Source organism: Curtobacterium sp. PsM8 (genome assembly GCF_030433875.1).
Taxonomy (GTDB): domain Bacteria; phylum Actinomycetota; class Actinomycetes; order Actinomycetales; family Microbacteriaceae; genus Curtobacterium.
In genome coordinates this window covers 53,606-80,355 of sequence record NZ_JARUXD010000001.1, presented here as the reverse complement: position 1 = coordinate 80,355, position 26,750 = coordinate 53,606, and the positions used below count along the sequence as shown (strand labels likewise).

The following is a 26,750-nucleotide window of genomic DNA, read 5'->3' as shown; positions in this document are numbered from 1 at the left end:
GACCCCTGTGGTCGCCGACACGCGCCTCCCGTCCTCGTCACCAGACGACGGACTGGAGGCGCGTCTCGCGTCCGTCCGGGAGGGCATCGCCGACGCGGCACGCGCCGCCGGCCGCTCCGTCGACGAGCTGACCCTCGTCGTCGTCACGAAGTACCACCCGGCCGCGCTCGTCCGGCAGCTCGCCGCACTCGGCGTGACGGACGTGGGGGAGAACCGGCACCAGGAGGCGCAGGCCAAGGCCGCGGAACTCGAGGAGCTCGGCCTGACCTGGCACTTCGTCGGGCAGCTGCAGTCGAAGAAGGCCCGGCAGGCGCGCCGGTACGCGCACGTCGTGCAGTCCCTCGACCGAGCGAGCGTCGTCGACGCCTTCGCCCCGACCGAGACCGAGCCGGACCCCCGCGTGCTCGACGGCTTCGTGCAGGTCAACCTCACGGACGACCCCGGTCGTGGCGGTGTCGTACCGGACGAGGTCGACGCCCTGGCCGAGCGGGTCCTGGCAACCGGGACCCTGCGCCTCCGGGGCGTGATGGCGGTCGCGCCGCTCGACGAGGAGCCCCGCGCGGCCTTCGCCCGGCTCCGTGCGGCCTCCGAGCGGGTGCGCCTGCTCGAGCCCGCGGCGACCGACATCTCCGCCGGCATGAGCGGCGACTACGCCGAGGCGATCGCGGAGGGCGCGACACACCTGCGGATCGGGAGCGCAATCACCGGGAATCGCCCCGCTGCCCCATAGCCTCGTCGCAGGGCATCAACGAGCACGACTCCCGGAGGAACCATGGCCAACCCGCTGAAGAAGACGATGGTCTACCTCGGCCTCGCCGACGAGGAACTCGACTACGAGGACGAGCAGCAGGCCGCGCCGGCGCAGGCGCGCCAGCAGGCCCCGGCAGCGCCGCAGGAGGCCCCGGCCGCCGCAGCGCCCGCTGCCGCTCCGGCCGCCGCAGCGCCCGCAGCTGCCGCTCCGGCCGCCGCGCCCGCGAAGCCCCAGCACACCTCCCAGCGCGGCGCGCAGGTCACCCCGCTCCGCCGCGCGCACACGACCGCACAGAAGGCGACCCCGGTCCAGGAAATGAACGAGATCCTCACCGTCCACCCGCGCGAGTACAAGGACGCCCAGTCCATCGCCGAGAGCTTCCGTGACGGCATCCCCGTCATCATCAACCTCTCGCAGATGACCGAGGGTGACGCCCGCCGGATGATCGACTTCGCCAGTGGCCTGTCGCTCGGCCTGTACGGCAAGATCGAGCGCGTCACGAACAAGGTCTTCCTGCTCTCGCCCGCACACATCGCAGTGAGCGGTGAGCCTGCTGAGGTAGAGTCCGACATCGAGGCGAACTTCTTCGCCCAGTCCTGAGCCGCCCCCGCGGTACGGGTGCCCGACGGGCTCCCGGACGACCGCTCGGCACCCAGGCCCACCCGCCCCGTGACCGGTGCCAACCGGCCCCGGTCACATGAGACGAGCGAGCCGAACCGTGTTCATCTTCACGATCCTCTCCTTCCTCCTCACGCTCTACTTCTTCGTGATGTGGGGGCGTTTCATCCTCGACATGGTCCAGGCGTTCAACCGCTCCTGGCGTCCGCAGCGTGCGCTGCTCGTGGTGGCGGAGTTCGTCTACACGATCACCGACCCGCCGATCAAGGCGGTGCGACGTGTCCTCCCGCCGCTCCGGCTCGGACCCGTCGCCCTGGACTTCGGCTGGACGATCGTGATGCTCGTCGTGATCATCCTGCGCGTCGTCGTCAACTCGTTGGCATTCCGCTTCATCTGATCCCTCGGCCGTCCGGGCACCCCGGTCGGCACGGCCACGACACGCGCCACGCGGGCCTCCGACACGGTTCGGAGCCGCCCTCGGTGTACGGTGGTCGGGATCGATGTCCTGCCCTGGCGGGACATCCGCACCGGGACCCCGGCTGGTACCTTCAGCTCGGACGGTCCAGCAGGGCCCCCGGTTCCACACGTTCAGCAGTTCTATTGAGGTGACGGCAATGGCTTTGACGCCGGAAGACGTAGTCAACAAGCGGTTCCAGCCGACCAAGTTCCGCGAGGGCTACGACCAGGACGAGGTCGACGACTTCCTCGACGAGATCGTGGCCGAGCTGCGTCGCCTGAACCAGGAGAACGACGAGCTCCGTCAGCGCCTCGAGTCGGCCGACTCGGCGCCGTCGCTCGCCAAGACCGACGAGCCCGCACCGGCCCCGACCCCCGAGCCGGCCCCGGTCGCCGCCGCTCCGGAGCCCGCACCGGTCGCCGCTGCCGCTCCGGCCACCACGGTGAACCCGGACGACGACACCGAAGGCACCACGAACCTCCTGACGCTCGCACGTCGTCTCCACGAGGAGCACGTCCGCGAAGGCGTCGAGAAGCGCGATGCACTCATCGCCGAGGGCCAGGCCCAGGCCGCCCGTCTCGTGTCCGAGGCCGAGGCCAAGCAGCGCCAGGTCCTCGCCGACACCGAGAACCAGAACCGCCAGCGCGTCGCGGTGCTCGACCAGGAGCGCACGCAGCTCGAGGGCAAGATCGACGAGCTCCGCACGTTCGAGCGCGACTACCGTGCGCAGCTCAAGAGCTACATCCAGAGCCAGCTCTCCGAGCTCGACTCGTCTGCCAGCACCGAGCAGTCCGGCTTCGCGCCGGCCCCGGCCTCGGCGCAGGGCTTCGGCAACTGACGTTGGACCGACCCGTCCCACGAGCGAAGGTCAGTGCACGCGCTATCGCGGCACTGGCCTTCGCCGCTGTCGTGGTGGTGACGCTCGACCAGGTCACGAAGGCGCTCGTCGTCGCGAAGCTGCCCGAGGGCGTCGTCGTCCCGGTGCTCGGCAACGCGCTGCAGTTCCTGTCCGTCCGGAACCCCGGTGCGGCGTTCTCCTTCGCGGTGAACATGACGTGGGTCTTCTCGCTCATCTCGGCCGCGGTCGTCGTCGCGATCGTCGTCTACGCACGGCGCATCCGGTCGATGTGGTGGGCGATCGTCCTCGGCATGCTGCTGGGCGGCGCGCTCGGCAACCTGTTCGACCGGTTGTTCCGTGAACCGGGCTTCGGGCGCGGACACGTCGTGGACTTCATCTCGACGCCGTGGATGATGCCGGCGATCTACAACGTGGCCGACTCGTTCATCTGCGTCAGCATGGTCGTGTTCGTGTTGCTCGTGATCCTCGGGGTGAACCTCGACGGCACGCGTGCCGTCTCCGAGAAGCAGCAGCGCGCGATGGCCGAGGCGTCCGCGACGGACGCCGGGAAGTCCGCTGCGGCGGGCCCCGGGTCGGCCGCCCCCGAGTCGGGGACCGGCGCCGACGGGACGGACGCGGAGCGTGCCTCCCGGCCCGCCGCCGACGGCGCCCTCGGGCACGACGCGACGTGAGCGAGCAGCGACAGCTGCCCGTCCCGGACGGGCTCGCCGGTGAGCGTGTCGACGCCGCCATCGCCAAGCTGCTCGGTTTCAGCCGGTCGTTCGCGGCCGACGTGGTCGCCGCCGGCGGTGTCCGGGTCGACGGTGTCGTCGCCGAGAAGTCCGACCGACTGCACGCCGACGCGTGGCTCGAGGTCGAGTGGACCCCGAAGGAAGCCCCGCGGATCATCCCGGTGGAGGTCCCCGGCATGACGGTCGTGCACGACGACGAGGACATCGTCGTCGTGGACAAGCCCGTCGGGGTCGCCGCACACCCGTCGCCCGGCTGGGACGGACCGACCGTGCCCGGAGGCCTCGCCGCCGCCGGCTTCACGATCGCGACCTCCGGTGCAGCCGAACGCGCCGGCATCGTGCACCGACTGGACGTCGGGACGTCCGGCCTGATGGTCGTGGCGAAGACCGAGCTGGCGTACACGCACCTCAAGCGGGCGTTCAAGGAGCGCACGGTCGAGAAGGTCTACCACGCGCTCGCACAGGGGCACCCCGACCCGACCTCCGGCACCGTCGACGCTCCGATCGGTCGCCACCCCTCGAGCGACTGGAAGTTCGCGGTGACGGCCGACGGCAAGCCGAGCGTGACCCACTACGTGACGCTCGAGGCCTTCCGGTCCGCGACGCTGCTCGAAGTGCACCTGGAGACCGGGCGTACCCACCAGATCCGCGTGCACATGGCGGCGACCCGGCACCCGCTGGTCGGCGACACGATGTACGGCGCGGACCCGGTGCTCGCCGAGGAACTCGGACTGACCCGGCAGTGGCTCGACGCGGTCCGACTCGGGTTCGCCCACCCGCGCACGGGGGAGTGGGTCGAGTTCCAGGCGTCCTACCCGGATGACCTGCAGCTCGCGCTCGACCGCATCCGCGCGGCCTGACGAACGGCGCGCCGAGCGGCCACGCCGGGCGCCCGAGCGACACGCTCGGGATCGTCGTGCGTCGCGGTTAGGCTGTCCACACCCCACCGCAGACCGTACGAACCGGAGGTTCCGTGTCGGATTCCGACTCCTTCGTCCACCTGCACGTGCACAGCGAGTACTCGATGCTCGACGGTGCCGCCAGGCTCTCCGACCTCGTGGCGGAGACCGCCGCACAGGGCATGCCGGCCGTGGCGGTGACGGACCACGGCAACATGTTCGGCGCCTTCGAGTTCTGGAAGACCGCGAAGGCCGGCGGGGTCAAGCCGATCATCGGGACCGAGGCGTACATCACGCCACGCACGCACCGCACCGACAAGACCCGTGTGCGCTGGGGTGACGGCGGTGGCGACGACGTGTCCGGCTCCGGCGCGTACACGCACATGACGATGTTCGCCGAGAACACGACCGGCATGCACAACCTGTTCCGGTTGTCGTCGCGGGCGTCGATCGAGGGCTACTACTTCAAGCCCCGCATGGACATCGAACTGCTGCAGGAGTACCACCAGGGCATCATCGCGACGACGGGCTGCCCCTCGGGCGAGATCCAGACGCGCCTGCGCCTGGGGCAGTACGACGAAGCCGTGCAGGCCGCCGCCGACTACCGCGACATCTTCGGCAAGGAGAACTACTTCGCCGAGGTGATGGACCACGGGCTCGAGATCGAGCGGCGCATCATGAGCGACCTGATCCGGCTCGCGAAGGACCTCGACATCCCGCTCGTCGGCACGAACGACCTGCACTACACGCACGCCCACGACGCCACTTCGCACGCGGCCCTGCTCTGCGTGCAGTCCGGTTCGACGCTGAACGACCCGAACCGCTTCAAGTTCGACGCCGACGAGTTCTACCTGAAGACGCCGGCGCAGATGCGGCACGTCTTCCGCGACAACCTCGACGCGTGCGACAACACGCTGCTCATCGCCGAGCGGTGCAACGTCGAGTTCGACACCGCCGCCAACTACATGCCGAAGTTCCCGGTCCCCGAGGGCGAGACCGAGCACTCCTGGTTCGAGAAGGAGGTCGCGAAGGGGCTGGACTACCGGTACCCGGACGGCATCTCGCAAGAGGTCCAGGAGCGCGCTGACTACGAGGTCGGCATCATCAACCAGATGGGGTTCCCGGGCTACTTCCTGGTCGTCGCGGACTTCATCAACTGGTCCAAGAACAACGGCATCCGGGTCGGACCCGGCCGTGGTTCCGGTGCCGGTTCGATGGTCGCCTACGCGATGCGCATCACCGACCTCGACCCGATCCGGCACGGCCTGATCTTCGAGCGCTTCCTCAACCCGGACCGCGTCTCGATGCCCGACTTCGACGTCGACTTCGACGACCGGCGCCGCGGTGAGGCGATCAAGTACGTCACCGAGAAGTACGGCTCCGAGCGCGTCGCACAGATCGTCACCTACGGCACCATCAAGGCGAAGCAGGCGCTGAAGGACTCCTCGCGCGTCCTCGGCTTCCCCTTCGGCATGGGCGAGAAGCTCACCAAGGCGATGCCGCCACCCGTGATGGGCAAGGACATCCCGCTCACCGGGATCTTCGACAGGGACCACCCGCGGTACAAGGAAGCCGTCGACGTCCGTACCGTCGTCGAGACCGACCCCGAGGCGAAGACGGTCTTCGACACCGCCCTGGGGCTCGAGGGGCTGAAGCGCCAGTGGGGCGTCCACGCCGCCGGCGTCATCATGTCGAGCGACCCGCTGATCGACATCATCCCGATCATGAAGCGGGAGCAGGACGGCCAGATCGTCACGCAGTTCGACTACCCGGCAGCGGAGTCGCTCGGCCTGATCAAGATGGACTTCCTGGGGCTCCGCAACCTCACGATCATCAGTGACGCCCTCGACAACATCAAGACCAACCGCGGCATCGACCTGGACCTCGAGCACATGGGGCTCGAGGACCCCGAGGCGTACGCGCTGCTGCAGCGTGGTGACACCCTCGGCGTCTTCCAGCTCGACGGTGGGCCGATGCGTGGGCTGCTCCGCCTGATGAAGCCCGACAACTTCGAGGACATCTCCGCACTCATCGCCCTGTACCGACCGGGGCCCATGGGTGCGAACTCGCACACGAACTACGCGCTCCGCAAGAACGGCGAGCAGGCGATCACGCCGATCCACCCGCAGCTCGAAGAGCCCCTGGCGGAGATCCTCGGCGGCACCTACGGTCTGATCATCTACCAGGAGCAGGTGATGGCGATCGCGCAGAAGGTCGCCGGCTTCTCGCTCGGCCAGGCGGACATCCTCCGCCGTGCGATGGGCAAGAAGAAGAAGTCCGAGCTGGACAAACAGTACGCGGGCTTCCACCAGGGCATGATCGACAACGGCTACGGCGAAGCGGCGATCAAGACGCTCTGGGACATCCTGCTGCCGTTCTCCGACTACGCGTTCAACAAGGCGCACTCCGCCGCGTACGGCGTGGTGTCGTTCTGGACCGCGTACCTGAAGGCCCACTACCCGGCCGAGTACATGGCCGCACTGCTCACCAGCGTCGGCGACGCCCGCGACAAGCTGGCGCTGTACCTCAACGAGTGCCGCCGGATGGGCATCAAGGTCATGCCGCCGGACGTCAACGAGTCGATCGGGTTCTTCGCGGCCGTCGGCGACGACATCCGCTTCGGCATGGGCGCTATCCGCAACGTCGGCTTCAACGTCGTCGACGACATCGTCGCCGCCCGCAAGGAGAAGGGCGCGTTCGAGTCGTTCCACGACTTCCTCCGCAAGATCCCGATCTCGTCAGCGAACAAGCGGACCGTCGAGTCGCTCATCAAGGCCGGTGCCTTCGACGAGTTCGGCGACAGCCGCCGGGCGCTCGTCGAGATCCACGAGGGCTCGGTCGAAGCGGCCGTGAAGGTGAAGCGTGACGAGGCCCACGGCAACGTCGGCTTCGACTTCGACTCGCTGTTCGCCGAGGTCGCCGAGGAGCACCCCGCGTCCCTGACGGTGTCGCAGGTGCCGGAGCGCCCGGAGTGGTCCAAGCGCGACAAGCTGGCGTTCGAGCGGGACATGCTCGGGCTCTACGTCTCCGACCACCCGCTCGCCGGGCTCGAGATCGAACTGGCGAAGCACCAGTCGGTCACCATCGCCGACCTGCTCGCCGCCGACGACTCGATCGAGGGGGAGACCGTCACCGTCGCCGGCCTGCTGACCAGCGTGCAGCACCGGGTGGCGAAGACGAGCGGCAACCCCTACGGCATCGTCGACATCGAGGACTTCGGCGGCCAGATCGGCGTGATGTTCCTCGGCAAGACGTACCAGGAGTTCGGGCCGTCACTGGTGCCGGACTCGATCGTCGTCCTGCGCGGCCGGGTCAACGTCCGCGACGACGGCAAGGCGCTGCACGCGGTGAGCATGTTCCAGCCGAACGTCGGCGACGCGATGGGCTCCGGCCCGCTGACGCTGTCGCTGCCCGAACGGCAGGCGACCACGCAGACGGTGACCGAGCTGGCGGCCGTCCTCGGTCGGCACCAGGGGGACACCGAGGTGCGGTTGAAGCTCCTCAAGGACGACGTCGCGCGCACCTTCGAGTTGCCGTTCCCGGTGAACCTGACGCCGGACCTGTTCGGGGAGCTGAAGAGCCTGCTCGGGCCGCGCTGCCTGGTCTAGCGTCGGCGCAGGCCCAAGGCGCGGGGTCGGGGCGTCCGGTCAGGACGGACGGGAGGCCCGTGACGGGTCCGCCACGGGCCTCCCGTCCTGACTGGCCCGCGTCCTGACGGGCCCCGTCCGGTGCGGCCGGGTTGCGGTCGTGGCCGGGTCGCGGTGGTGGGTCCGGCGACCTCAGGGGACGACGGTGAGCCGGCCGGCGCGCTCCGCGACGCTGCCCGTGCGGGGGATCCACACGGTGAAGCCGTCGACCTCGGCGCGCTCGAGCTGGTCGGCGTCGGACCGGAGGAAAGCGCGGACCTCGTCGCTCGGTGGGAACCGCCGGTCGTCACCGACCACCACGGCGGCGAACGGGCCGTCGTCGGGTTCCATCGACCCGCGGCCTGCGAAGTACGGTTCCGTGAGCGTCGGGGTGGCGGCGACGAACAGCACGCTGCCCCCAGCGTGCCCGTGGTCGTCGAGCCACTGGTCGACGCGTGCGATGCCGCTCGGGTGCGTGCGGGCGATCGTGACGCTCTCCCCGACCGCCGGCGCCACGAGGGTGACCACCAGGACTGCCGCCACGACGCCGCCGACGGGCGACGGCAGGACGGTGTCCAGGCGGCTGATGCCGATCGCCGCGAGTGCGATGAGCAGCGGCATCCAGGCGGCGTAGTAGTTCGCGAGAGCGATGTGGGCGACGAACGCGTAGAAGACGACGAGCAGGCCTAGCGCCGTCCCGAGGTACGCCACGAGCCTGCCCGGCCGGAGCACGAGGGCTGCGGGCAGCCCGACGACGAGCACGACGGTGGTGACCGCGCCGACCCCCGACCAGAGGAACCAGGCGTCTGCCCACCACGGCGCGAAGGTGTGGATCCGGCCCGCGATGCTGATCGGGTGTCCGTGCTCGTTCTGGCCGGCCTGGAACGTGACCATGGTCGTGATCGCAGAGCGGATGCCCATCGGCGCGTACAGGGCGACCGTGACCAGGACGAACGCGATCACCCACAGGCCGCTGCCGACCAGGAGCGAGCGTGTGCGACGGAAGAGCAGCGGCAGCAGCAGGAACGCCGGCAGCAGCACGACGGTGGACACCTTCGAGGTCACCGACATCGCGAAGAGCGCGCCCGACACCGGCGCGAGCCAGGACCGGTCCGTCCTGGTCCACGCCCACGCCGCCGCGAGGGCGAGGACCGCAAACGCGATCATCACCGGGTCGAGCAGGGCGTACCGGTCCACCCGGGTGCCCAGGAAGCCGCGTGGCGTCAGGAGCCACATCGCCGCGACGAGCACACCCGTCCAGAACCCGACCTCGCGGCGGAGCCACCAGAACAGCGTCACGCCGACCGCGACGACGAGGACCCCCACGACGATGCGCGGACCGAGCACCCCCTGGCCGAACAGGACCTGCGCAGCCCCGAAGAGGTACTTCGCGGTCGGCGGGTGCTCGCGGTTGGCCGAGAAGTCGCCGTGGAGGTACGCCCAGCCGGCACGGACGTAGATCGACTCGTCGCCGTGGACGTTGTGGCCGAGCAGGTTCCAGAACGTCTGGTGGAGGGCCCACACGGCCAGGACGACGAGCGCACCCAGTCGGACGGGTCGGGACGTGGTCAGCGTGCCCCGCGGCCTGCGGTCGGCGGTGTCACGCACCGCGACCCGTGATCGCGCGGATCCGGGCCACGATCCGCGGGTTGCGGGCGCCCAGGGAGAGCGCGGTGAGCCGACGGAACGACACCGTCGAGCGGTGCACGAGCAGACCGGTGGCCTCGGCGATGTCGGTCACCGCCTGCCAGCGCGCACGGAGGGCCGACGGGTCGATCTCGGTCTCGGCGACGACCTCGACGAGGCGGACCAGGTCTGCCCCACCGGTCCAGGTGGTGCTGCGGTTCTCGTACCGGCGGAGCAGCCGGTCGAGGGCCGAGGCACGGTGGTTCTCGACCGCGTGCGCCCACCGGACGTCCTGCGCCACCGGGTCCACGAGGAGCCACCGGGGCGCGTTCGCGTTCAACGCCGAGAGCTGGGCGAACGTCGTCAGCGCGCCGAGCGCCACCGCGATGTCGAAGACCTGGCGGGGGCGGCCGCCGACCGCGATCGCCGCGCCGGGCAGTTCCTGCCGAGCGCGACGGATCTGCTTGGACGACACGACGACGGTGATGACCACGTGGTCGGGTGCGGCGGCGAGGACGTCCCGGACGCGCGCGAGGACCTCGTCCGTCAGGTCCAGGGGGACGTGCAACGCGGCTCGGACGACCTCGTCGTCGGGCAGGAAGGTGTCGGCGAAGACGTCGACGGCGTCACGGTAGCGGGCCAGGAACAGCGCGAGCGCGCCGGCGTAGAACGGGTACCGCTCGAGCAGGACCCGCTCGTGCTCGAGCCGGAGCGACGGGCCGCGGTCACCGCTGAAGCTCGTCGACCCGGCGTGCAGGACGAGAGCGCGGTTCGCGAGCACGGCGGTGTAGCCGTGCTCGTTGATGCGCAGGCAGAAGTCGTTCTCTTCGCCGTAGCCGGGGGAGAACACCTCGTCGAAGAGCCCGAAACGCTCGACCATCTCGCGGCGGATGAGGAAGCAGAACCCCATCGCGACCGGGGCGACGGTCCACCGGGGCAGCAGGTACTTGGTCCGACCGTGGAGTTCACGGGTGCGCCGCGGGGCGATCGTCGACCGGGGGTTGCGTCGTGCGAACGGGTAGGAGGCGATGGTCGCGTTGTCGCTCCGCGCACAGACGACGCCGATCGTGTCGTCGGAACCGAGCACGGCGGTCATCTCGTCGAGGAACCCGGGCATCGGGACGGTGTCGCTGTTGAGCAGCAGGACGTCGTTGCCGGTCTTGTCGAGCTCCAGCACGGCGCGGTTGCAGTTGCCGACGAAGCCGAGGTTCCGGTCGTTGCGGACGTACTCGAACCCCGGGTGGTCGCCGACGAGCTCCAGCAGGCGCCGTTCGACGGCGTCGACGTTCGGGCCGACGTCGTTCGCGAGCAGCACACGGTCGCGGTCGAAGTCGACCGTGTCGAGCAGTGCCTCGATGCAGCGTTCGAGGCCGGGCAGGTCGTCGTAGACCGGGACGACGATCGTCACCGGGCGGCGGGCGTCGTTCATCGGCCGGTGACCTTCCGGAGCGCCGCACCCGGTCGGGCCAGCAGCCGTCCGACGGCCCCGGTCCGGCTCCGCAGACGGGAGGCCAGCAGGCCGGCGGCGGCGCGGGCGCTCGTCGCCCCGAGGGACGCGTACGCACCGGGGAGTTCGAACCAGTAGCGGGCCATCTGCGGGAGCCGGTAGCCCTCGGTCCCCACCAGGGCGGTGAGCCGGGCGATCGCGGCGGCGTTGTCGTGACCGGCGCCGGTGACGGACGCGAGCCGGTCCGGGGCGGCCGCACCGTGCCTCCTGGCCGTGTCGGGGTCGGCCGCGTAGGCCGCCAGTGCGTCCGCGAGACCGGCGGTGTCGTCGGCGTCGACGAGGTGACCGGTGGCGCCGGGGTCGACGAGTTCGGCGCTGCCGCCCTCACGTGTGGCGACGACGGGCTTGCCGAGGGCCATGTACTCGGCGGTGGTGCGCCCGAAGGCCTCGATCGTCGACGCGGTGACGCACACGTCGGCGGCGTCGATGTACGGGGCGGGCGTGGTCTGCTCGCCGGTGAAGACGACGTGGTCGGCGACGCCGAGCGCACGGGCACGGTCCGTCAGGCGCTGGTCCTCGCCGGGGTGCTTCCAGCTGCCGACGAAGCAGACACTCGCGGTGACGCCGCGGTCGCGGAGCATCCCGAGTGCGTCGACGACCCGCTGCTGGCCCTTCGAGGCCTCGACCCGGCCGACGACGGTGATCCGGAGGCCCGGGTCTGCCTGGGGGAACGGCGGGACGGCGGGTGTGTCGCTGCGGGTCGCCTGGAGTCGAACGACGTCGACGGACGGGTAGGCGATCGAGATCTCGTCGGCGGGCATGTACTGCGCCAGGTGGTCGCGCATCGCGCCGGAGTTCGTCACCACCGCGCTGGCGAGCAGGCCGATGTCACCGAGGGTCGCGGCGCGTCCGGTCTGGAAGTGCAGGCCGTGGTCGAGGTCGCCGTACTCGCGGACGAACCACGCCTGGGGGATCCCGAGCACGGCGGCGGCGAAGGACGCCCACGGCGCGACGAGGGTGTTGACGACGACGAGGTCCGGTCGCTTCCGCTCGTAGAGGCGGATGATCGCGTTCACCGCGGCGTAGTCGACTGTCCCGAAGGCGGCACGTTCCGCCGCCGGAGCCGGCTGCGGGCTCGGCAGCGCCCAGCCGCGGAACCGGAACGCGTCGTACTGCAGTCCGCGTTCCTCGAGCGCCTCGATGAACTTGCCGCGAGGGGCCTTCGTGACGAAGTGCGGGGTGAACTCCGGGTCGATCGCCGCCCAGTCCTCCACGAAACGGAGGAGGGAACGCTCTGCGCCACCCAGGTTCGCCGGGGCGGTGGAGTGGTTGGCGAAGCTGACGAGCACCTGTCGACACTACTTGATTCATCGAAAGTTGTTCAGCAATGCACCTGCTCGCCATCAAGTCGGCCTTGCGGTTCCGGCGCGAGCCGGTCGTGCGCAGCACTGTGCGAGAATGTCTCGTCCCCGAAACCTGCACCAGGAGCGCTCCGCTGCGCCCCGGAGGAGTCAGCAACCGCAGCATGACGTACTTCAACGACCTGATGGCGTCGCGCGAACTGCTGGCCAACCTCACCGCACGCGAGGTCAAGGGCAAGTACCGCCGCACCGTGTTCGGGCAGCTGTGGTCGCTGATCAACCCGCTCGCGACGATGCTGATCTACACGATCGTGTACTCGTTCATCTTCCGGGCCCGGCTCGAGGTCGGCGACCCGAGCGGCCTGCAGATCTACCCGCTCTGGCTGATGTGCGGACTGCTGCCGTGGATCTTCGCCCGCAACGTGATCAACGCCGGGATGACCTCGATCGTCGCCAACGGGTCGCTCATCAAGAAGGTCTACTTCCCCCGGATGACGCTGCCACTCGCAGCCGTCGGGTCCTTCGGTTTCACCTGGCTCGTCGAGATGGGCGTCCTGCTCATCGCGCTGGCGATCTTCGGGTCGAAGTGGTTCGTGTTCCTGCCGGTCATCGCGCTCACCATGGTCTTCCTGGCGATGTTCTCCGCCGGGCTCGGACTCGTGCTGTCGATCGTCAACGTGCACTTCCGCGACATGCAGCACCTCGTGGGCATCGGCCTGCAGATGTGGATGTACCTGTCGCCGATCATCTACCCCCTGTCGCTCGTCCAGAACGCCGCGGACAAGGCCGGACATCCGTGGATCATCACGATCTACAAGCTCAACCCGATCGAGCGCTTCTCCGAGGTCTTCCGGAACCTGATGTACGACAACCGACTGCCGGAATGGGGCGACCTGGTCGCGTGCGCACTCGCCGGGTGCGTCTCGCTCGCGATCGGCTACGTCGTGTTCTCCCGCAACGAGAAGAAGTTGGCCGAACTCCTGTGAACGATGCTGCTGTCACCGTCGAGAACGTCTCCAAGCGCTTCCGGATGTACCACGAGCGCAACGACTCGCTGAAGAGCATGGTCATGCGCGGCAAGAAGTCCGTGCACGAGGACTTCTGGGCACTCAAGGACGTCTCCTTCGAGGTGCCGCAGGGCACGACCTTCGGACTCATCGGCAAGAACGGGTCCGGCAAGTCGACCCTGCTGAAGTGCCTGGCGAAGATCCTGTGGCCCGAACAGGGCTCCATCACCGCCCGCGGCAAGCAGGCGTCCTTGCTCGAGGTCGGCTCCGGCTTCCACCCCGAGCTCTCCGGCCGCGAGAACGTCTTCCTGAACGGCTCGATCCTCGGGATGAGCCGGAAGGAAGTGACCCGGAAGTTCGACGAGATCGTGTCCTTCTCCGGCGTCGGGCACTTCATCGACCAGCCGGTGAAGAACTACTCGTCGGGCATGTACGTCCGGCTCGGGTTCTCCGTCGCGGTCGCCGTGACGCCCGACGTCCTGGTCGTCGACGAGGTCCTGGCCGTGGGGGACGCGACGTTCCAGAAGCGCTGCCGGACGAAGTTCAAGGAGATGAAGGCGGAGGGCCGCACGGTCATCCTCGTCTCGCACTCGATGGCGACCGTGAAGGACATGTGCGACGAGGTCGCCTGGCTGAACGAGGGCGAGCTCCAGAAGATCGGCAAGACGGAAGACGTCGTGGCCGCGTACAACAAGACCGTCTGATGGTGGAGAACATGGGCAACGGAGCCGACGGCAGCGCAACACCGACCGGACAGCAGGACGCAGCGGTCCATGACCAGGGGAGTGCGTTCCTGGTCAGCGCGGTCATCGCCACCTACAACGTCGCGCGCTACCTCCCTGCGTTCCTCGACTCCCTCGCCGCCCAGGCGATCGGCATCGCCAACGTCCAGTTGGTCTTCGTCGACGACGGCTCCACCGACGGCGGCCACCAGATCATCAGGGACTGGGCGGTAGGACGCGAACACCACGTCGTCGTGCTCGCCCAGGAGAACCGCTGGGTCGCCGAGGCACGCAACGCCGGACTCGAGCACGCCGTCGGGGAGTGGATCACCTTCACCGACCCCGACGACGTCCTCGACGAGCAGTACTTCACCGAGGTCTTCAAGTTCATCGCTCTCTACGGCGACAGCAGTCGAGACGAACCGGTGAACCTGCTCGCGGCGCACCAGATGCGTTTGCTCGAGTCAGGCGAGATCCGCGACAACCACCCGCAGCGCCGGAAGTTCGGCAAGGGATCGCGCATCGTCAACCTGCACGCGGACCCGATCATCCAGCTCAGCGTGAACTCGTCCTTCATGCGTCGTTCGCTCATCCAGGAGCACGGCCTCCGGTTCGACGACCGGGTGCGACCCAACTTCGAAGACGGACACTTCATCGCGCGGTACATGCTGCTGTCGAGGAGCGACCGGACCGGACTGATGGCCTCGGCGAAGTACCTGTACCGGACCCGCGGAGACGGCTCGTCGCTGCTCGAGAAGAGCTTCCGGATGCGCGAGAAGTACACGGCCGTGCTCGAACACGGCTACCTCGACGTTCTCCGGCTGGCCGGGGTCGTCCACGACGCGGTGCCCCGGTGGGTCGAGAACACCGTGTTGTACGACCTGTTCTGGTACTTCAAGGAGCAGCTCGCTGTGCAGTCGCTCTCCGCAGCTGCTCCGTTGGACGTCCTGCCGCGTTTCCACGAACTCGTCGGTGAGATCCGTGCATTGATCGCTGACGATGCGATCCGGAGCTTCGACCTCATGCACGTCGAGTTCGCGGTCAGACAGGCGCTGCTGCGCGGGTACTCGGGCGAGCCGATCCGACAGGACTACGTGCGGTTGTCCGATGTGGACGAAGGCAGACAGCAGGTCAAGGTCTCCTACTGGTTCTCCGGGTCGCTGCCCGAAGAGGTCTTCGAGGTCGACGGCCTGGTCGTCGAGCCGACGCACGAGACCGTTCGCGACTACACGTTCTACGGGCAGACGCTCATCCGAGAGCGTCACCTGTGGTTCGAGCGCGGCCAGCGGACGAAGATCCGCCTCGACGGGACCCTGATGCAGGTGACCCGCGGCGACGTGGTTGCCGGCCCGGAAGGGCTCACCAACCGGCAGATCAACCCGGCGATCATGGGGATCCGGCGCCAGGTGCGCGACCGCTTCGCTCCCGGTGACGTCGATGCGGTCCGGCACGGCGTTCGCCGGTTGCGTCAGTCGTGGCGGAAGACGCGGAGGAACTTCAGCAAGACCGTGATCAGTGATGAGATCCTCGAGTTCTCGCTCAAGACCTCGCGCGTCCGGAGCCGCTACGAGCACGCCTGGGTCTTCATGGACCGGGACACCGACGCGAACGACAACGCCGAGCACCTGTACCGCTGGGTGCGCGACAACCGGCCCGACATCAACGCCTGGTTCGTCCTGAGCGAGGGGTCAGCTGATTGGTCGCGGTTGCACGCTGACGGCTTCCGCCTGGTCGCCCACGGCAGCTGGCAGTGGAAGATGCTCCTGCTGCATGCCGACCACCTCGCCTCGTCCCACGCGGACGCGTACGTGACGCAGCCGTTGAACCAACGTCGGTACGGCCGATCACGCTTCCGGTACACGTTCCTCCAGCACGGCGTCATCCACAACGACCTGTCACGGTGGTTGAGCTGGAAGAAGATCGACGTCTTCGTTACCACCACGCCCGCCGAGTTCGAGGCCATCGCCGGACACGGGCCGTACTCGTTCTCGTCACACGAGGTCGTGCTCACCGGCCTTCCCCGGCACGACGCACTCCTCCGTCGGCGGCAGGCAGTCGACGCCGAGGACCGTGATCTCATCCTGGTGATGCCGACCTGGCGTCAGGGTCTGCTCGGCGAACGAGTCGAGGGCTCGAACAAGCGCCTCCCGATCAAGGACTTCGGCTCCAGCGAGTACGCGAAGCGGTACCGCGCGCTCCTCGCTTCCGACACGTTGCGGGATCTGGCCGCGCAGCACGGCAAGACACTCGCATTCATGCCACATCCGAACATGCGCGCCTACCTCGATGAATTCGACCTCCCCAGCGACGTCCGCATCCTGGACTTCTCTCGGGACAACGTCCAGGACGTCCTGGCCAAGACGGCGATGTTCGTGACGGACTACTCGTCGCTGGCTTTCGACGCGGCGTACCTCGACATCCCGCTCGTCTACTTCCAGTTCGACCGCGCGTCCTTCTTCGACGGCACGCACGTCGGCCGTCAGGGTTACTTCGACTTCACGCGGCACGGCTTCGGCCCGGTCGAGCAGGACGAGGCAGCCGTGATCTCGGCGCTCGAAGCACATGCGGCGGCTGGTTTCACGAACGCAGCGCCCTACGCAGAGCGTGTCCGCGAGACGTTCGCGTTCCGTGACGGTGCGAACTGCGAGCGCGTCGTCGCAGCGATGGAAGCGCTCGACCACACTCCCTGACGTCGCCGCGACCCGCTGTCACGGCGAGCTGGAGGTCTGCCATGTCCCTGTCCGTCATCGTCCCCGCACACGACAGCGCCCCCTGGATCACGGACCTCCTCGAGACGGTCCTGGCCCAGGGCATCGACGACATGGAGGTCCTCGTCGTCGAGAACGGCTCGACCGACGACACCGCCGCGGTCGTCGCAGCGGTGTCAGCCGGGGATCCGCGCATCCACCTGCTGCGCTCGAGCGCGGGCAGCGCCGCAGCCGCCCGGAACGAGGGAATCGACGCCGCGACGGGGGAGTACCTCGTCTTCGCCGACGCGGACGACCTCGTTCCGGACGGGGCGTACCGGGCGATGCTCGACGCCATCTCGACGAGCGGCTCGGACATGGTCGTCGGCGACCACCTGAAGTTCTCGCCGACCGAGACCTGGAGCCCGACCGCTCGGTGGCAGCTCTTCGACGCCCCGCGGCGCTCGGTCGCGCCGGGGGAAGCCCCGGCGCTCCTGGCTGGCCGAGCCTGCTGGAACCGGGTGTTCCGCCGCTCGTTCTGGGACCGGGCCGGACTCCGCTTCCCGGAGGTGCCGAGCCTCGAGGACATCGAACCGATGACGCGTGCCGTCGCCGCAGCTTCACGGATCGACGTCGTGCAGGACTGCGTCTACCTCTACCGCGACCGCGGTGACGCCTCATCGCTCTCACTCCGAGCGGATGCCGCGGTGACGATCCGGTACCTCGAGCAGGAGTTGCGGTGCGCGACGCTGGTGGCCGAGGACCCCGCGCTGCGACGCCAGCACGCCGAGGTCGTGTTGGACGCCGACGGGTGGGCTCATCTGCACCGCTTCCTGCTCGGCCGTCCGGACGCTGCGGCGACGGCAGCCGTTGCAGAGGCACTGGCTCCGCTCGTGGCGGCGATCGGTCTCGGCGGGCTCGCGGACGTCGCTCCACAGCGTCGGGCGCTCTGGCACCTGGTCCTGGACGGTGGATGGGTCGCCGCGGTGCGCTTCGCTGTCGGCACCGGGAGCGCTGACGCAACTGAGCGGACAGCGGCCTGGATCGATGCACTGACGATGCTCGGCGGAGCAGACCGCACGAGCACGGACGCGGTCGCCACCCTGGTGACCGACGGATTGCTCCCGGCTCTGGTCAACGCCGCGGACGACGTCGAACCCGACGTCATCGGGGCCTGGTTGCCGCGGCTCCGCGCGCTCCCGCTCCCCGACGACGGGGAGGGTCTGGTCGGCGTCATGACGGACGCGATCCGGGCAGGAGGCCCGGAGGCCCTCGTCGTTGCGTCGCGCCTCCGCCACGTGGTGCCGCTGGTCGTCGATCGGGCCGAACCGACCGGCACCGGTCTCGGGCTCGGGGGTCCGCTCCGGGGCCAGGCCGCGCCTCCCGGCTTGACGCTCGTCGTCTCCGGCGGCGAGGCCCGCCTGCCGGTGACGGTCGAGGACGACGGGCGACGGTGGCATGCCGACCTCGGAGCGGACGGCCTCGCTGTCGGCCGCCACACCGTGGAGGTCGTCTCCGAGCCGTCCGGGGTGCGGCTGCCGGTCGTGACGGCACGGATGCCCCTGCCGCCGTTGCCCGCAGCGGACCCCCTGCAGCCGCTGGCCGATCGCCGTGACGGATGGCGGTTCCTCGTCGAGCGACGAGCGGCACCGCAGCGGGGGCTCGGTTCGGTGTTGCGGCGTGTCACCCGGCGCCTGCGCTGACGATTCGCGGGCTCGCTGACGACCTGTCGTGCTCGTCGGGGATCAGCGGGCGGTGGTCCGCGGGACGTCGGAGACCTGGTCGAGCAGGTCGGCGTACCGGCGGGAGACCTGGAACGGCGCCAGCCGTCGACTGAACTCCGTCGCGGACCGCCCAGCTCCGGCAGGCCAGGTGTCGCCCACCACCCCGTCACCCACCGCCCCGAGCACCCCCGCCAACGACCCCGCCGCATCCCCGGTGTCGAACCACCGGATCCACCCTTCGTCCCCGAACTCCGCCCGCAGGTGCGCCTCGTCCGGCAGCACGGCGGGCACACCGAATGACGCGGCCAGGTGCAGGCTGCCCGAGTTGAGGACGCGCCGGTAGGGGAACACCGCGGTGTCGGCGGTGCGGAACCACCGCTGCACGTCGACGTCGTCCACGTGGTCGTGCTCGCGGACGGCGCGGAGGTCGTCGCCGAGCAGCCGGTCGATCTCGGCGCGGTCGTCCTCCGACGTGCGGCCGGCGAGCAGCAGCACGGGCCGCTGGTCGGCGGGCAGGCGTCGGACGGCGTCGACGAGCACGTCGAGACCCTTGTAGGGCCGCATCTGCCCGAACGCCAGGACGGCGTGGTCGTCGGGTCCGAGGCCGAAGGACGCGCGCGCGTCGTCCCGCGTCGTCGACCCCGGGTAGACGCCCTGGTAGCTCGGGTGCGGGATGTGCACGACCCGGGCCGGGTCGAGCGGGTAGTGCGGTGCCACCGCAGCGACGGTCGCGACGTTCATCACGTGCACGGCGTCCGCGACCTCGGCCAGGTACCGGTTCAGCTCGACTTCGAGCTCGAGGTGTCGTGCGTCGTGCGGCAGGACGTTGTGGACGGTCCAGACCAGCGACGCACCACGTCCGCGTGCCGCGTCGACGGCGGTCCGGAATCGGTCCAAGCGGGTCCGTGCGGTGTGGAGGTCGTCGTCGGTGCGCTGGACGATCGGTGCGGTCCAGTGCATGTGGAAGACGTCGCCGGTCCCGAGACGGCCGAGGTGCTGCTCGAGCGCCTCGAACCGCAGGCTCTCGAGGACGTGCCACCCTCGCGCGCGCGGCGCGAGCAGCATGAGGTTCAGGTAGGGGTTGTCGCGGTAGGCGGGGAACACCGCGAGCTGGCGATCGGGCACCGCCCGATCCTACGGGGGACGGTCAGTCGAGCGTGGCGACGATGTGTTCGGCTTCGTGGAGGACCGAGCAGAACGACAGTCCGTCGAGGCCGAGCGCGTCGCGCTTGCTGATGACCGCACCGCAGACGACGCACTGGGTCGTGGAGTGCGACCGGATCACATCGGAGAGGAGCGACATGGACTGATCATGCGCGTGGCAGGTGAACGGGAGGCATCGCTCACCTCGGAACGTGGTGAACGTCCGACAAGCCCACGTTCAGGTGACAGTGGCCCGACGGTCCATTCAGACCGCCGACAGCACCCCGTCCACGCCTTCTGAGACGGACACGACGACCGCGAAGTCCCCGTCCGTCACACGCTGCCCCGCCGCGAGCCACACGACGTTCCGGGCACCCGGCTGCGGCACGAACGACGACCGACCAGGAGCCGCACCGCCCCCGCTGACCAGCACCGTCACGTCGTCCAACCCGCTCGACCCTCGGTACCAGGACGTCGGCATGTCGACCTGCACGGCATGCCCCGCACCCTCGAGCGCCGCCACGAGGGCGGTCACGTCGGCGGTCCGGCTCCCGTCGTGCTTCACCGCGACCCGGAGGCCGGTGGCACCCGGCGCACGGACCACGACCGGCCGCGACGAGCGCACCATCACGGCGTGCCCCTTCGGCAGCCCCGGCTCGACGCCGAGGTACCGCAGCCCGGCGTCCTCGTACCGCGCCGCCGCGTCGGCCGCCGGCCAGCGTCCGCGCCACCGTTCGTCGAACACGCGGCGGTTCTCGATCCGTGCGTCGTCGCGGCCGGGGGTCCGGCTCTCGTGGTGGACGACGACGGAGGCCGGTTCGACGACGAACGCCGCACCCGGTCCCGCCGCGGCGAGGGCACGGAGACACAGGTCGACGTCCTCCAGCCCGTTCGCGTACACCGGGTCGAAGCCGTGCCAGCGGATCAGGTCCTCGGCCCGGAACGCGGCGGCGGCTGCGGTGATCGCCGTGAACCGCCGGGAGGCCGTGGTCCGGAACGCACGGTCGGCGTCGTACCGCGGGTGGTCACCGAGGAAGTGCCACGGCAGGACCTTGTCGCCACCGGAGACTGTGCCGGCGGCCTGGACGACCCCGTCCGGGTAGACGAGGAGCGGTTGGACGCCGAGGACCGTCGGGTCCTCGAGGGCGGTCACGAGGGGCCGGAGCCAGCCGGACGTCACCTCGGTGTCGTTGTTGAGCATCACGACGGTCGCGCCGGTGGTGCGGGCGAGACCGAGGTCACTGCCGAGCGCGAAGTTCCGGTTGCGGTCCTCCCGCAGCAGCACCACGCGCGGGTCGCCGCGGAACCAGGCGTCGAGCACGGCGGAGACCGAGCGGGGGGAGCCGTTGTCGACGACCACCACCTCGACGTCGTCGCCGTCGTGGTCCGCGGCGCCGAGCACGGTGTCGACGGCGCGGCGGGTCATCGTCCAGTCGCGGAACACCGGCATCACGATCGACACCCGGCCACGGACCCGGTCGGGTGCGGCGGCGGCGAGGGCGTCCCAGTCGATCCGGTGTCGGGCGAGCGCGACCTCCTGCCAGGAGGCCGGCTGCCCCGACGACAGGCGGCGGGGGTCGCGGACGTTGTCGTAGTCCACCCCGATCACCGGGACGTACTCGGGGACGGCCGCGTGCTCGGCGATGCGGAGCAGCCACTCCCAGTCGATCCAGCGCCGCAGGTCCTCGGCGAACGGCCCGACGGCGTCGGCGACGTCACGACGGACGACCAGCGCGTTGAGGTCGATGAAGTTGCCGGCGAGCAGGTCCTCGGCGGTGCCGTCCTCGCCCCGGAACGTCTCGACCGGTGCGGTGGCGTCGTCGGCGTTGTTCGCCCCGACCATCCGGAGGCCGGTGTGCACGCCGGGTGCGTCACCGTCGAGCAGGGCGGCGAGGGCTGCGCTGAGGTGCTGCGGCCGCCAGGTGTTGTCGGCGTCCAGGAAGGCGATGAACGCCCCCGTGGCGGCGGCCAGACCGGTGTTGCGTGCCGCGGCGGCGCCGCCGTTCTCCCGCTCCAGCAGCCGGATGCGCGCGTCGCCCCCGGCACGGGCGCGCACGACGTCGACGGTGTCGTCACCCGAACCGTCGTCGACGACCAGGAGCTCCCAGACGCCGTGCTCCTGGGCGAGGACCGAGTCGATCGCCGCTCCGACGACGTCGGCGCGTCGGTGGACCGGCAGCACGATCGAGACGAGCGGCTGCTCGGCGTCGCGGCGGTCGTTCCCGCGCGGGTAGCGGGCGGCCAGGTCGAGCGTCTCCGGCCCGTCCCAGGTCGACCGGTAGCGTCGCCGGGTCCGGTGCTGCGCGGCGGCGAAGTCCTGCGCACCCTGCAGGGCTGCGGCGCGTGCGGCTCCCCAGGTCGGGGCCGGTCCGCGACGGCCGGGAGGCACGGGGAGCGCCGTCTCGTCGGTCGCGTCCCGCAGGAAGCGGCGGAGCGCCTCCAGTGTCGACGCCGGACGGTCGGCCGCCGGCACCGAGGCGGCGTACACGCCGGCATCGAAGAGCGGCCCGGTCTGGAAGAGCTCCGGCCCCTCCTGGTGCAGGGCGTCGTACCAGGACATCGCGGGCACGGGCTGGTGCTCGCGCATCCACTCGTGCTCGATGAGCGGACTGAGCGACAGGCCGCGCTGCCCGTCGTTGTGGACGTAGAACGCGATCGCCTCGTCGTCGGAGGCGAACGCCCGGCCGGTCTGCGCCTCGAGGTACGCGCGGTCGAGCACACCGAACTCGGCGATGCGTCGGGCCCAGCGGTCGAGCCGGTCGGTGACGGTCAGCGGCTTCTCGGGCCCCCGTAGCTGCCGGGCGAACCGCCGGGCGACCCGGCCGATGCCCCCTCGGTCGGCCATCAGCGGCGACCCGGCAGACGCGCGGCGACCTTGGCGATCGCCTGACCGGTGCGGAACGACCGGCTGCCGCGCAGCTCGTCGAGTTCACGGCGCAGGCGTGCGACCTCGTCGGAGGCACGGTCCGCAGCGACGTCGGCCGCGGTGACGTCGAGGGGCAGCAGGGCTGCCCACCGTTCCTCGAGCGCTGCCGACCGGTCCGCCAGCGGCGCGGCGACCCGGGCATCGACACCCGCTCGCGCCGCGGTGAGCCCACCGGGCGCGACGACCTCGGCGAAGCGGTCGACGACGGCCGCGACGGTGTCGGCTCCGGTCCGGTGGGCCCGCGAGGACCAGGGCACCGCCGGGGGAGCGGACCGCACGACGACCAGGTGCAGGGCGCGCCGGTTCGCCACGACGACCTCGGCGGGCGTCGGATCCACGAGCACGGCGACGGTCACCAGGTCGTCAGGCGAGGCGTCGTCGGTCGCGACGGTCCACGCGGCCGGAGCCGACGTACCGGCGGGGAGCCGGGCCTCCAGGGCGAAGCCGTCCGCGAAGGCCGCGTCGACCTCGGCGACCAGTGCACCCGGCTCGGCGACGTGTCGGAGGTCCACCGCGAGACGCGGGGCCGACCCGCTCGGCACGAGTGCATCGGCGAACCGCTCGGTCGCGGTCATCCCGTGGCGCTGGTACGCGGCCACCGCGTCCGGCAGGAACGGGTACCGCCGTTCCAACTCCCGCTGGTGCGCGGCACGCAGAGCGGTGCGGTTGCCGGAGAAGCTCTTGCCGCCCGCGTGCAGGACGAGCGCCCCGTTCGCGATCTTCGCCAGCCACCCGTGCTCGGCGAGGCGCAGGCAGTAGTCGTTCTCCTCGCCGTACCCGGGGGCGAACGCCTCGTCGAAGAGCCCGTGCTCCGTGACCAGCTCGCGACGGGTCAGGAAGCAGAACCCCATCGCGACCGGCATCACCTGCGACACCGGCAACAGCGGGGCCAGCGCACCCCAGACCGTGCGCGTGCGGGCCTCGGTGCGGGCAGCGCCACGGTTCGTCAGACGGTAGGGGATGCTCGCGATCGTCGCGTTGTCGCTCCGGGCCGTGACGACACCGGTGTCGTCCTCGTCGAGGACCGCCAGCATCGCGTCGAGGAAACCGGCCGTCGGCACGGCGTCGCTGTTCAGCAGCAGGACCGCGTCACCGCCGGTGTCGAGCTCCGTCACCGCACGGTTGCACGTACCGACGAAGCCCAGGTTGTGGTCGTTGCGCTCGTACCGGAACCCGGGGCGCTCGCCGATGCGGTCCAGCAGGGCGCGTTCGATGGCGTCCGCGTCGGGACCGCAGTCGTTGACGAGGAGCACCCGGTGCACCGTGGTGTCGAGGTGTTCGAGCAGGCCGTCCACGCAGCGCAGCAGCGACTCGAGGTCGCCGTACACGGGGACGACGACGAGGGTGGTGTGGGTCATCGGTCCTGTTCCTCGGTCTCGAGTGCGGCGCCCGGGGCTGCTGTGCCCGGGGCGGCTGTGTCCAGTGCGGTGCCGAGCGCGTCGACGGCGGCGTCGAGCGGGCCGCCGAGGGCGCCGTCGGCGACCGGGACGAACCCGGTGGGACCCTCCGCGGCGGCGCGCCGGACGGCGTCGGCCACGGCGAGCCCGAGCGAGCGGGCATCGGTGGGCACGGCCTGGAGGTTCGGGTGCAGCCCGGCGCGCGTGCCCCGGAACTCGTTGGTCACGACCCGTGCCCCGGAGATCGCGCCGTCGAACGGCGGGTGGCTCGGGTGCGGACTGTGCTGCAGCGACAGCACCACCCCGGTGGAGGCGATGAAGCGGAAGTAGTCGTCCCACGGCATGGTGCCGTGCGACACGAGCTTGACGGCACCGACGCCGCCGTCGAGGTCGACGTCCGCGTGCTGCTCGCCGGCGGAGTGGAACTCGACGCGGAGGCCGTCCTCGGCGAGCTCCTGCACGGCGATCCGCAGCGCGGCGACACCGAGGCGGAAGAGGTTGCGGTGCTTGCTCGGCCGACCGTAGAAGAGGACGCGGACGACCCCGCCGTCCTCGGCCACCGGGCGTCGGGCGGCGGCGACCCGTTCGAGCAGGTCGACGTCCAGGTGCGGGGCGAACGTGGCGGTCGGGGCAACGTCGATGCCCTCGACGTCCGCCAGGTAGCGACGCAGGGGTTCGGAGTTCACGAGCATCCGGAAGCCGGCGCGGTAGGTCGAGGCAGCCACGGCGTAGTCCGTCGACCAGGCGCTGAAGCCCGGTTCGTAGTCCTGCACGAGGTACACGACGCGCTCGCGGTCGACGACGCCGGCGGTCGCGGCGACGTCGAGCGGGTGCGCCGTCTTCCAGTGCGTCGCCAGCCAGGTGTCCTGCGTCCCGAACACGGTGTCCAGGACGTCCTCACGGCGGACCACGCGCACGCCCGGGCGACCGTCGACCCGGGTCTCGGGGAACCGCTCGGCGACGAGGGCCTCGGCCGCGGCCGCGCTGTTGCCGGGCGTCGTCCAGCGGACCATGACGACCCGGACCCGTCGTCCCAGGCGGTCCCCGAGGGCGATCGCGACGGCGAGGGCGGTCTGCACGCCCGCGAAGGCGGCACCGTCGCGCAGCTCGTCGACGACGAGCACGACCTCGGGCTCCCGGTCCGCGGTGCGGATGCCGGCCAGGGCCAGGCTCGTCTCGACCAGGCCCTCGTACGGACGTGCCGCGCGTGGCGCTCGGTCGCGCTCCCGGCGCGCGACACCGACGTCCACCCGGGAGGCGGTCCGGCCGAGCCGCTCCCGGACGTCGTTGCGGTAGTGGCCGTCACGGGCGTAGCGCTCGTTCACACGGACGAGGTCGGCGACCAGCCGACGAGCCTTCTCGAAGTTCATCGATGCTCACGTTACCGGGAGGGCCGCCGACCCGGCGGACCGGCCCCGTCCGGGCGCGATCACTAGACTCGGAGCCCTCATGATGCAGCGAATCGACCTCCGTGGCGGGCTCCCCGGCCGCGCCGAACTCCTCCGACTCATGCCGCGTGCCGAGGGCGACGTCGGGCATGCGGTGGACGCCGCCCGGGTGCTCGTCGACGACGTCCGCGACCGTGGGGCCGAGGCGCTCCGCGAGCAGGCCGAACGGTTCGACGGGGGAGCGCCGGAGCACGTCCGGGTGCCCGCTGCCGAGATCGCCGCCGCCGTCGCCGGCCTCACACCCGAACTCCGCGCCGCGCTCGACGAGGCGATCCGCCGCGTCCGTGCCGCGAGCGCCGCGCAGGTGCCGTCGCCGTCCGTGACCACGCTCGCCGACGGCGCCGAGGTCCACCAGCGGTGGCAGCCGATGCGCCGTGTCGGGCTCTACGTCCCCGGCGGCAAGGCCGTCTACCCGTCGAGCGTCGTCATGAACGTCGTCCCCGCGCAGGTCGCCGGCGTCGGGTCGATCGCCCTCGTGTCCCCGCCGCAGCGCGACCACGGCGGCGCGGTGCACCCGACGATCCTCGCCGCGGCCGGGCTCCTCGGCGTGCAGGAGGTCTACGCGATGGGCGGTGCCGGCGCGGTCGGTGCCCTGGCGCACGGTGTGGCGGAGATCGGCCTCGAGCCCGTCGACCTGGTGACCGGTCCGGGCAACAACTACGTCGCCGCCGCCAAGCGCCTGGTGCGCGGCATCGTCGGCATCGACTCCGAAGCGGGTGCCTCGGAGATCCTCGTGATCGCCGACGACACCGCCGACGCCGGCAACGTCGCGGCCGACCTCATCAGCCAGGCCGAGCACGACGAGCAGGCCGGCAGCGTCCTCGTCACCACGTCGGAGGCGTTCGCCGATGCGGTGGAGGCCGCGATCCCGGAACGGACGGCGGTGCTCGGGACGGCTGCGCGCCTCCAGACCGCCCTGGACGGGCCGCAGTCCGCGATCGTCCTGGTGGACTCGCTGACCGACGCCGCGACCGTCAGCAACGCCTACGGGCCGGAGCACCTCGAGATCCAGACGGCCGACGACGACGCCGTGCTCGCCGACATCGACGCCGCGGGTGCGGTGTTCGTCGGACCCAGCACGCCGGTCAGCCTGGGGGACTACCTCGCCGGGTCGAACCACGTCCTGCCGACCGGCGGCCAGGCCCGGTTCGGATCCGGGCTCTCCGCGTCGACGTTCCTCCGCCCGCAGCAGGTGATCCGGTACACCGCGGCCGCCCTGGCCGAGGTCGCCCCGCACATCGTCGCGCTCTCCACGGAAGAGCAGCTGCCGGCGCACGGGGCCGCCGTGTCCGAGCGCACGAACCGCTAGCCTGAGGGCGCC

Annotated in this window: 20 protein-coding genes; 12 read left to right on the top strand and 8 right to left on the bottom strand. The window is 70.6% G+C overall.

Annotated elements, in window-relative coordinates:
- Positions 1-7 precede the first annotated feature (7 nt).
- The 7 genes from QCD68_RS00330 (at position 8) to dnaE (ending at position 7,923) form a co-directional block, all read left to right on the top strand.
- A complete protein-coding gene (locus QCD68_RS00330) occupies positions 8-730 on the top strand; it encodes a YggS family pyridoxal phosphate-dependent enzyme (protein WP_301221599.1) in 723 nt (240 codons plus the stop codon).
- A 42-nt stretch (positions 731-772) separates the two neighbouring features.
- A complete protein-coding gene (locus QCD68_RS00325) occupies positions 773-1,351 on the top strand; it encodes a cell division protein SepF (protein ID WP_111075081.1) in 579 nt (192 codons plus the stop codon).
- Positions 1,352-1,469: 118 nt separating this feature from the next.
- The gene (locus QCD68_RS00320; RefSeq protein WP_258376718.1) at positions 1,470-1,766 is read left to right on the top strand and encodes a YggT family protein; all 297 of its coding nucleotides are present in this window, start codon (positions 1,470-1,472) and stop codon (positions 1,764-1,766) included.
- A 217-nt stretch (positions 1,767-1,983) separates the two neighbouring features.
- Positions 1,984-2,664 (top strand): DivIVA domain-containing protein, encoded by a 681-nt coding sequence (locus tag QCD68_RS00315; RefSeq protein ID WP_111075083.1) that lies wholly within the window; start codon positions 1,984-1,986, stop codon positions 2,662-2,664.
- A 2-nt stretch (positions 2,665-2,666) separates the two neighbouring features.
- On the top strand, positions 2,667-3,356 hold the full coding sequence (gene lspA / locus QCD68_RS00310; protein ID WP_301221598.1) for a signal peptidase II: 690 nt from the start codon (positions 2,667-2,669) through the stop codon (positions 3,354-3,356).
- Positions 3,353-4,276 (top strand): RluA family pseudouridine synthase, encoded by a 924-nt coding sequence (locus tag QCD68_RS00305; RefSeq protein WP_253462675.1) that lies wholly within the window; start codon positions 3,353-3,355, stop codon positions 4,274-4,276. Before lspA ends, QCD68_RS00305 begins: the two co-directional genes overlap by 4 nt.
- A 164-nt stretch (positions 4,277-4,440) precedes the next feature.
- A complete protein-coding gene (gene dnaE / locus QCD68_RS00300) occupies positions 4,441-7,923 on the top strand; it encodes a DNA polymerase III subunit alpha (protein WP_441005159.1) in 3,483 nt (1,160 codons plus the stop codon).
- A 171-nt stretch (positions 7,924-8,094) separates the two neighbouring features.
- On the opposite strand, the gene QCD68_RS00295 is transcribed toward dnaE, so the two are convergent.
- Genes QCD68_RS00295 through QCD68_RS00285 form a run of 3 tightly spaced genes read right to left on the bottom strand, consistent with a single transcriptional unit; the run spans position 8,095 to position 12,363 of the window.
- Positions 8,095-9,549, bottom strand: coding sequence for a glycosyltransferase family 39 protein (locus QCD68_RS00295; RefSeq protein ID WP_301221596.1), 1,455 nt, complete (start codon positions 9,547-9,549; stop codon positions 8,095-8,097).
- Complete coding sequence (locus tag QCD68_RS00290; RefSeq protein ID WP_111075087.1) at positions 9,542-10,996, bottom strand: glycosyltransferase family 2 protein; 1,455 nt, start codon at positions 10,994-10,996, stop codon at positions 9,542-9,544. The genes QCD68_RS00295 and QCD68_RS00290 overlap by 8 nt, the downstream gene beginning before the upstream one ends.
- Positions 10,993-12,363 carry a glycosyltransferase gene (locus tag QCD68_RS00285; RefSeq protein ID WP_301221595.1) on the bottom strand — a complete coding sequence of 457 codons (1,371 nt, stop codon included), beginning with the start codon at positions 12,361-12,363 and terminating at the stop codon, positions 10,993-10,995. The genes QCD68_RS00290 and QCD68_RS00285 overlap by 4 nt, the downstream gene beginning before the upstream one ends.
- A 176-nt stretch (positions 12,364-12,539) precedes the next feature.
- On the opposite strand from QCD68_RS00285, the gene QCD68_RS00280 reads away from it, so the two are divergent.
- From QCD68_RS00280 to QCD68_RS00265, 4 genes are read left to right on the top strand one after another with little or no spacing between them, the layout of a single operon-like run.
- Positions 12,540-13,361 carry an ABC transporter permease gene (locus QCD68_RS00280; protein WP_221850030.1) on the top strand — a complete coding sequence of 274 codons (822 nt, stop codon included), beginning with the start codon at positions 12,540-12,542 and terminating at the stop codon, positions 13,359-13,361.
- On the top strand, positions 13,358-14,086 hold the full coding sequence (locus tag QCD68_RS00275; protein ID WP_220039211.1) for an ABC transporter ATP-binding protein: 729 nt from the start codon (positions 13,358-13,360) through the stop codon (positions 14,084-14,086). Before QCD68_RS00280 ends, QCD68_RS00275 begins: the two co-directional genes overlap by 4 nt.
- A complete protein-coding gene (locus tag QCD68_RS00270; protein ID WP_301221594.1) occupies positions 14,086-16,794 on the top strand; it encodes a bifunctional glycosyltransferase/CDP-glycerol:glycerophosphate glycerophosphotransferase in 2,709 nt (902 codons plus the stop codon). Before QCD68_RS00275 ends, QCD68_RS00270 begins: the two co-directional genes overlap by 1 nt.
- Positions 16,795-16,835: 41 nt before the next feature.
- Positions 16,836-18,494, top strand: a complete 1,659-nt coding sequence (locus QCD68_RS00265; protein ID WP_301221593.1) for a glycosyltransferase family 2 protein — start codon at positions 16,836-16,838, stop codon at positions 18,492-18,494.
- A gap of 42 nt (positions 18,495-18,536) precedes the next feature.
- Here QCD68_RS00265 and QCD68_RS00260 read toward each other — a convergent pair whose 3' ends face one another.
- From QCD68_RS00260 to QCD68_RS00240, 5 genes are all read right to left on the bottom strand, one after another.
- Positions 18,537-19,640, bottom strand: a complete 1,104-nt coding sequence (locus tag QCD68_RS00260) for a glycosyltransferase (protein WP_301221592.1) — start codon at positions 19,638-19,640, stop codon at positions 18,537-18,539.
- A gap of 22 nt (positions 19,641-19,662) precedes the next feature.
- Positions 19,663-19,818, bottom strand: coding sequence for a hypothetical protein (locus tag QCD68_RS00255; protein WP_301221591.1), 156 nt, complete (start codon positions 19,816-19,818; stop codon positions 19,663-19,665).
- Between the two features lie 105 nt (positions 19,819-19,923).
- Positions 19,924-22,503, bottom strand: a complete 2,580-nt coding sequence (locus tag QCD68_RS00250) for a glycosyltransferase family 2 protein (RefSeq protein WP_301221590.1) — start codon at positions 22,501-22,503, stop codon at positions 19,924-19,926.
- Complete coding sequence (locus QCD68_RS00245; RefSeq protein ID WP_301221589.1) at positions 22,503-23,942, bottom strand: glycosyltransferase; 1,440 nt, start codon at positions 23,940-23,942, stop codon at positions 22,503-22,505. Before QCD68_RS00245 ends, QCD68_RS00250 begins: the two co-directional genes overlap by 1 nt.
- Positions 23,939-25,351 carry a rhamnosyltransferase WsaF family glycosyltransferase gene (locus QCD68_RS00240; protein ID WP_301221588.1) on the bottom strand — a complete coding sequence of 471 codons (1,413 nt, stop codon included), beginning with the start codon at positions 25,349-25,351 and terminating at the stop codon, positions 23,939-23,941. Before QCD68_RS00240 ends, QCD68_RS00245 begins: the two co-directional genes overlap by 4 nt.
- Positions 25,352-25,430: 79 nt before the next feature.
- Between QCD68_RS00240 and hisD the strand changes: the two genes are divergently transcribed.
- Positions 25,431-26,738 carry a histidinol dehydrogenase gene (gene hisD, locus QCD68_RS00235; RefSeq protein WP_301221587.1) on the top strand — a complete coding sequence of 436 codons (1,308 nt, stop codon included), beginning with the start codon at positions 25,431-25,433 and terminating at the stop codon, positions 26,736-26,738.
- Positions 26,739-26,750: the final 12 nt, after the last annotated feature.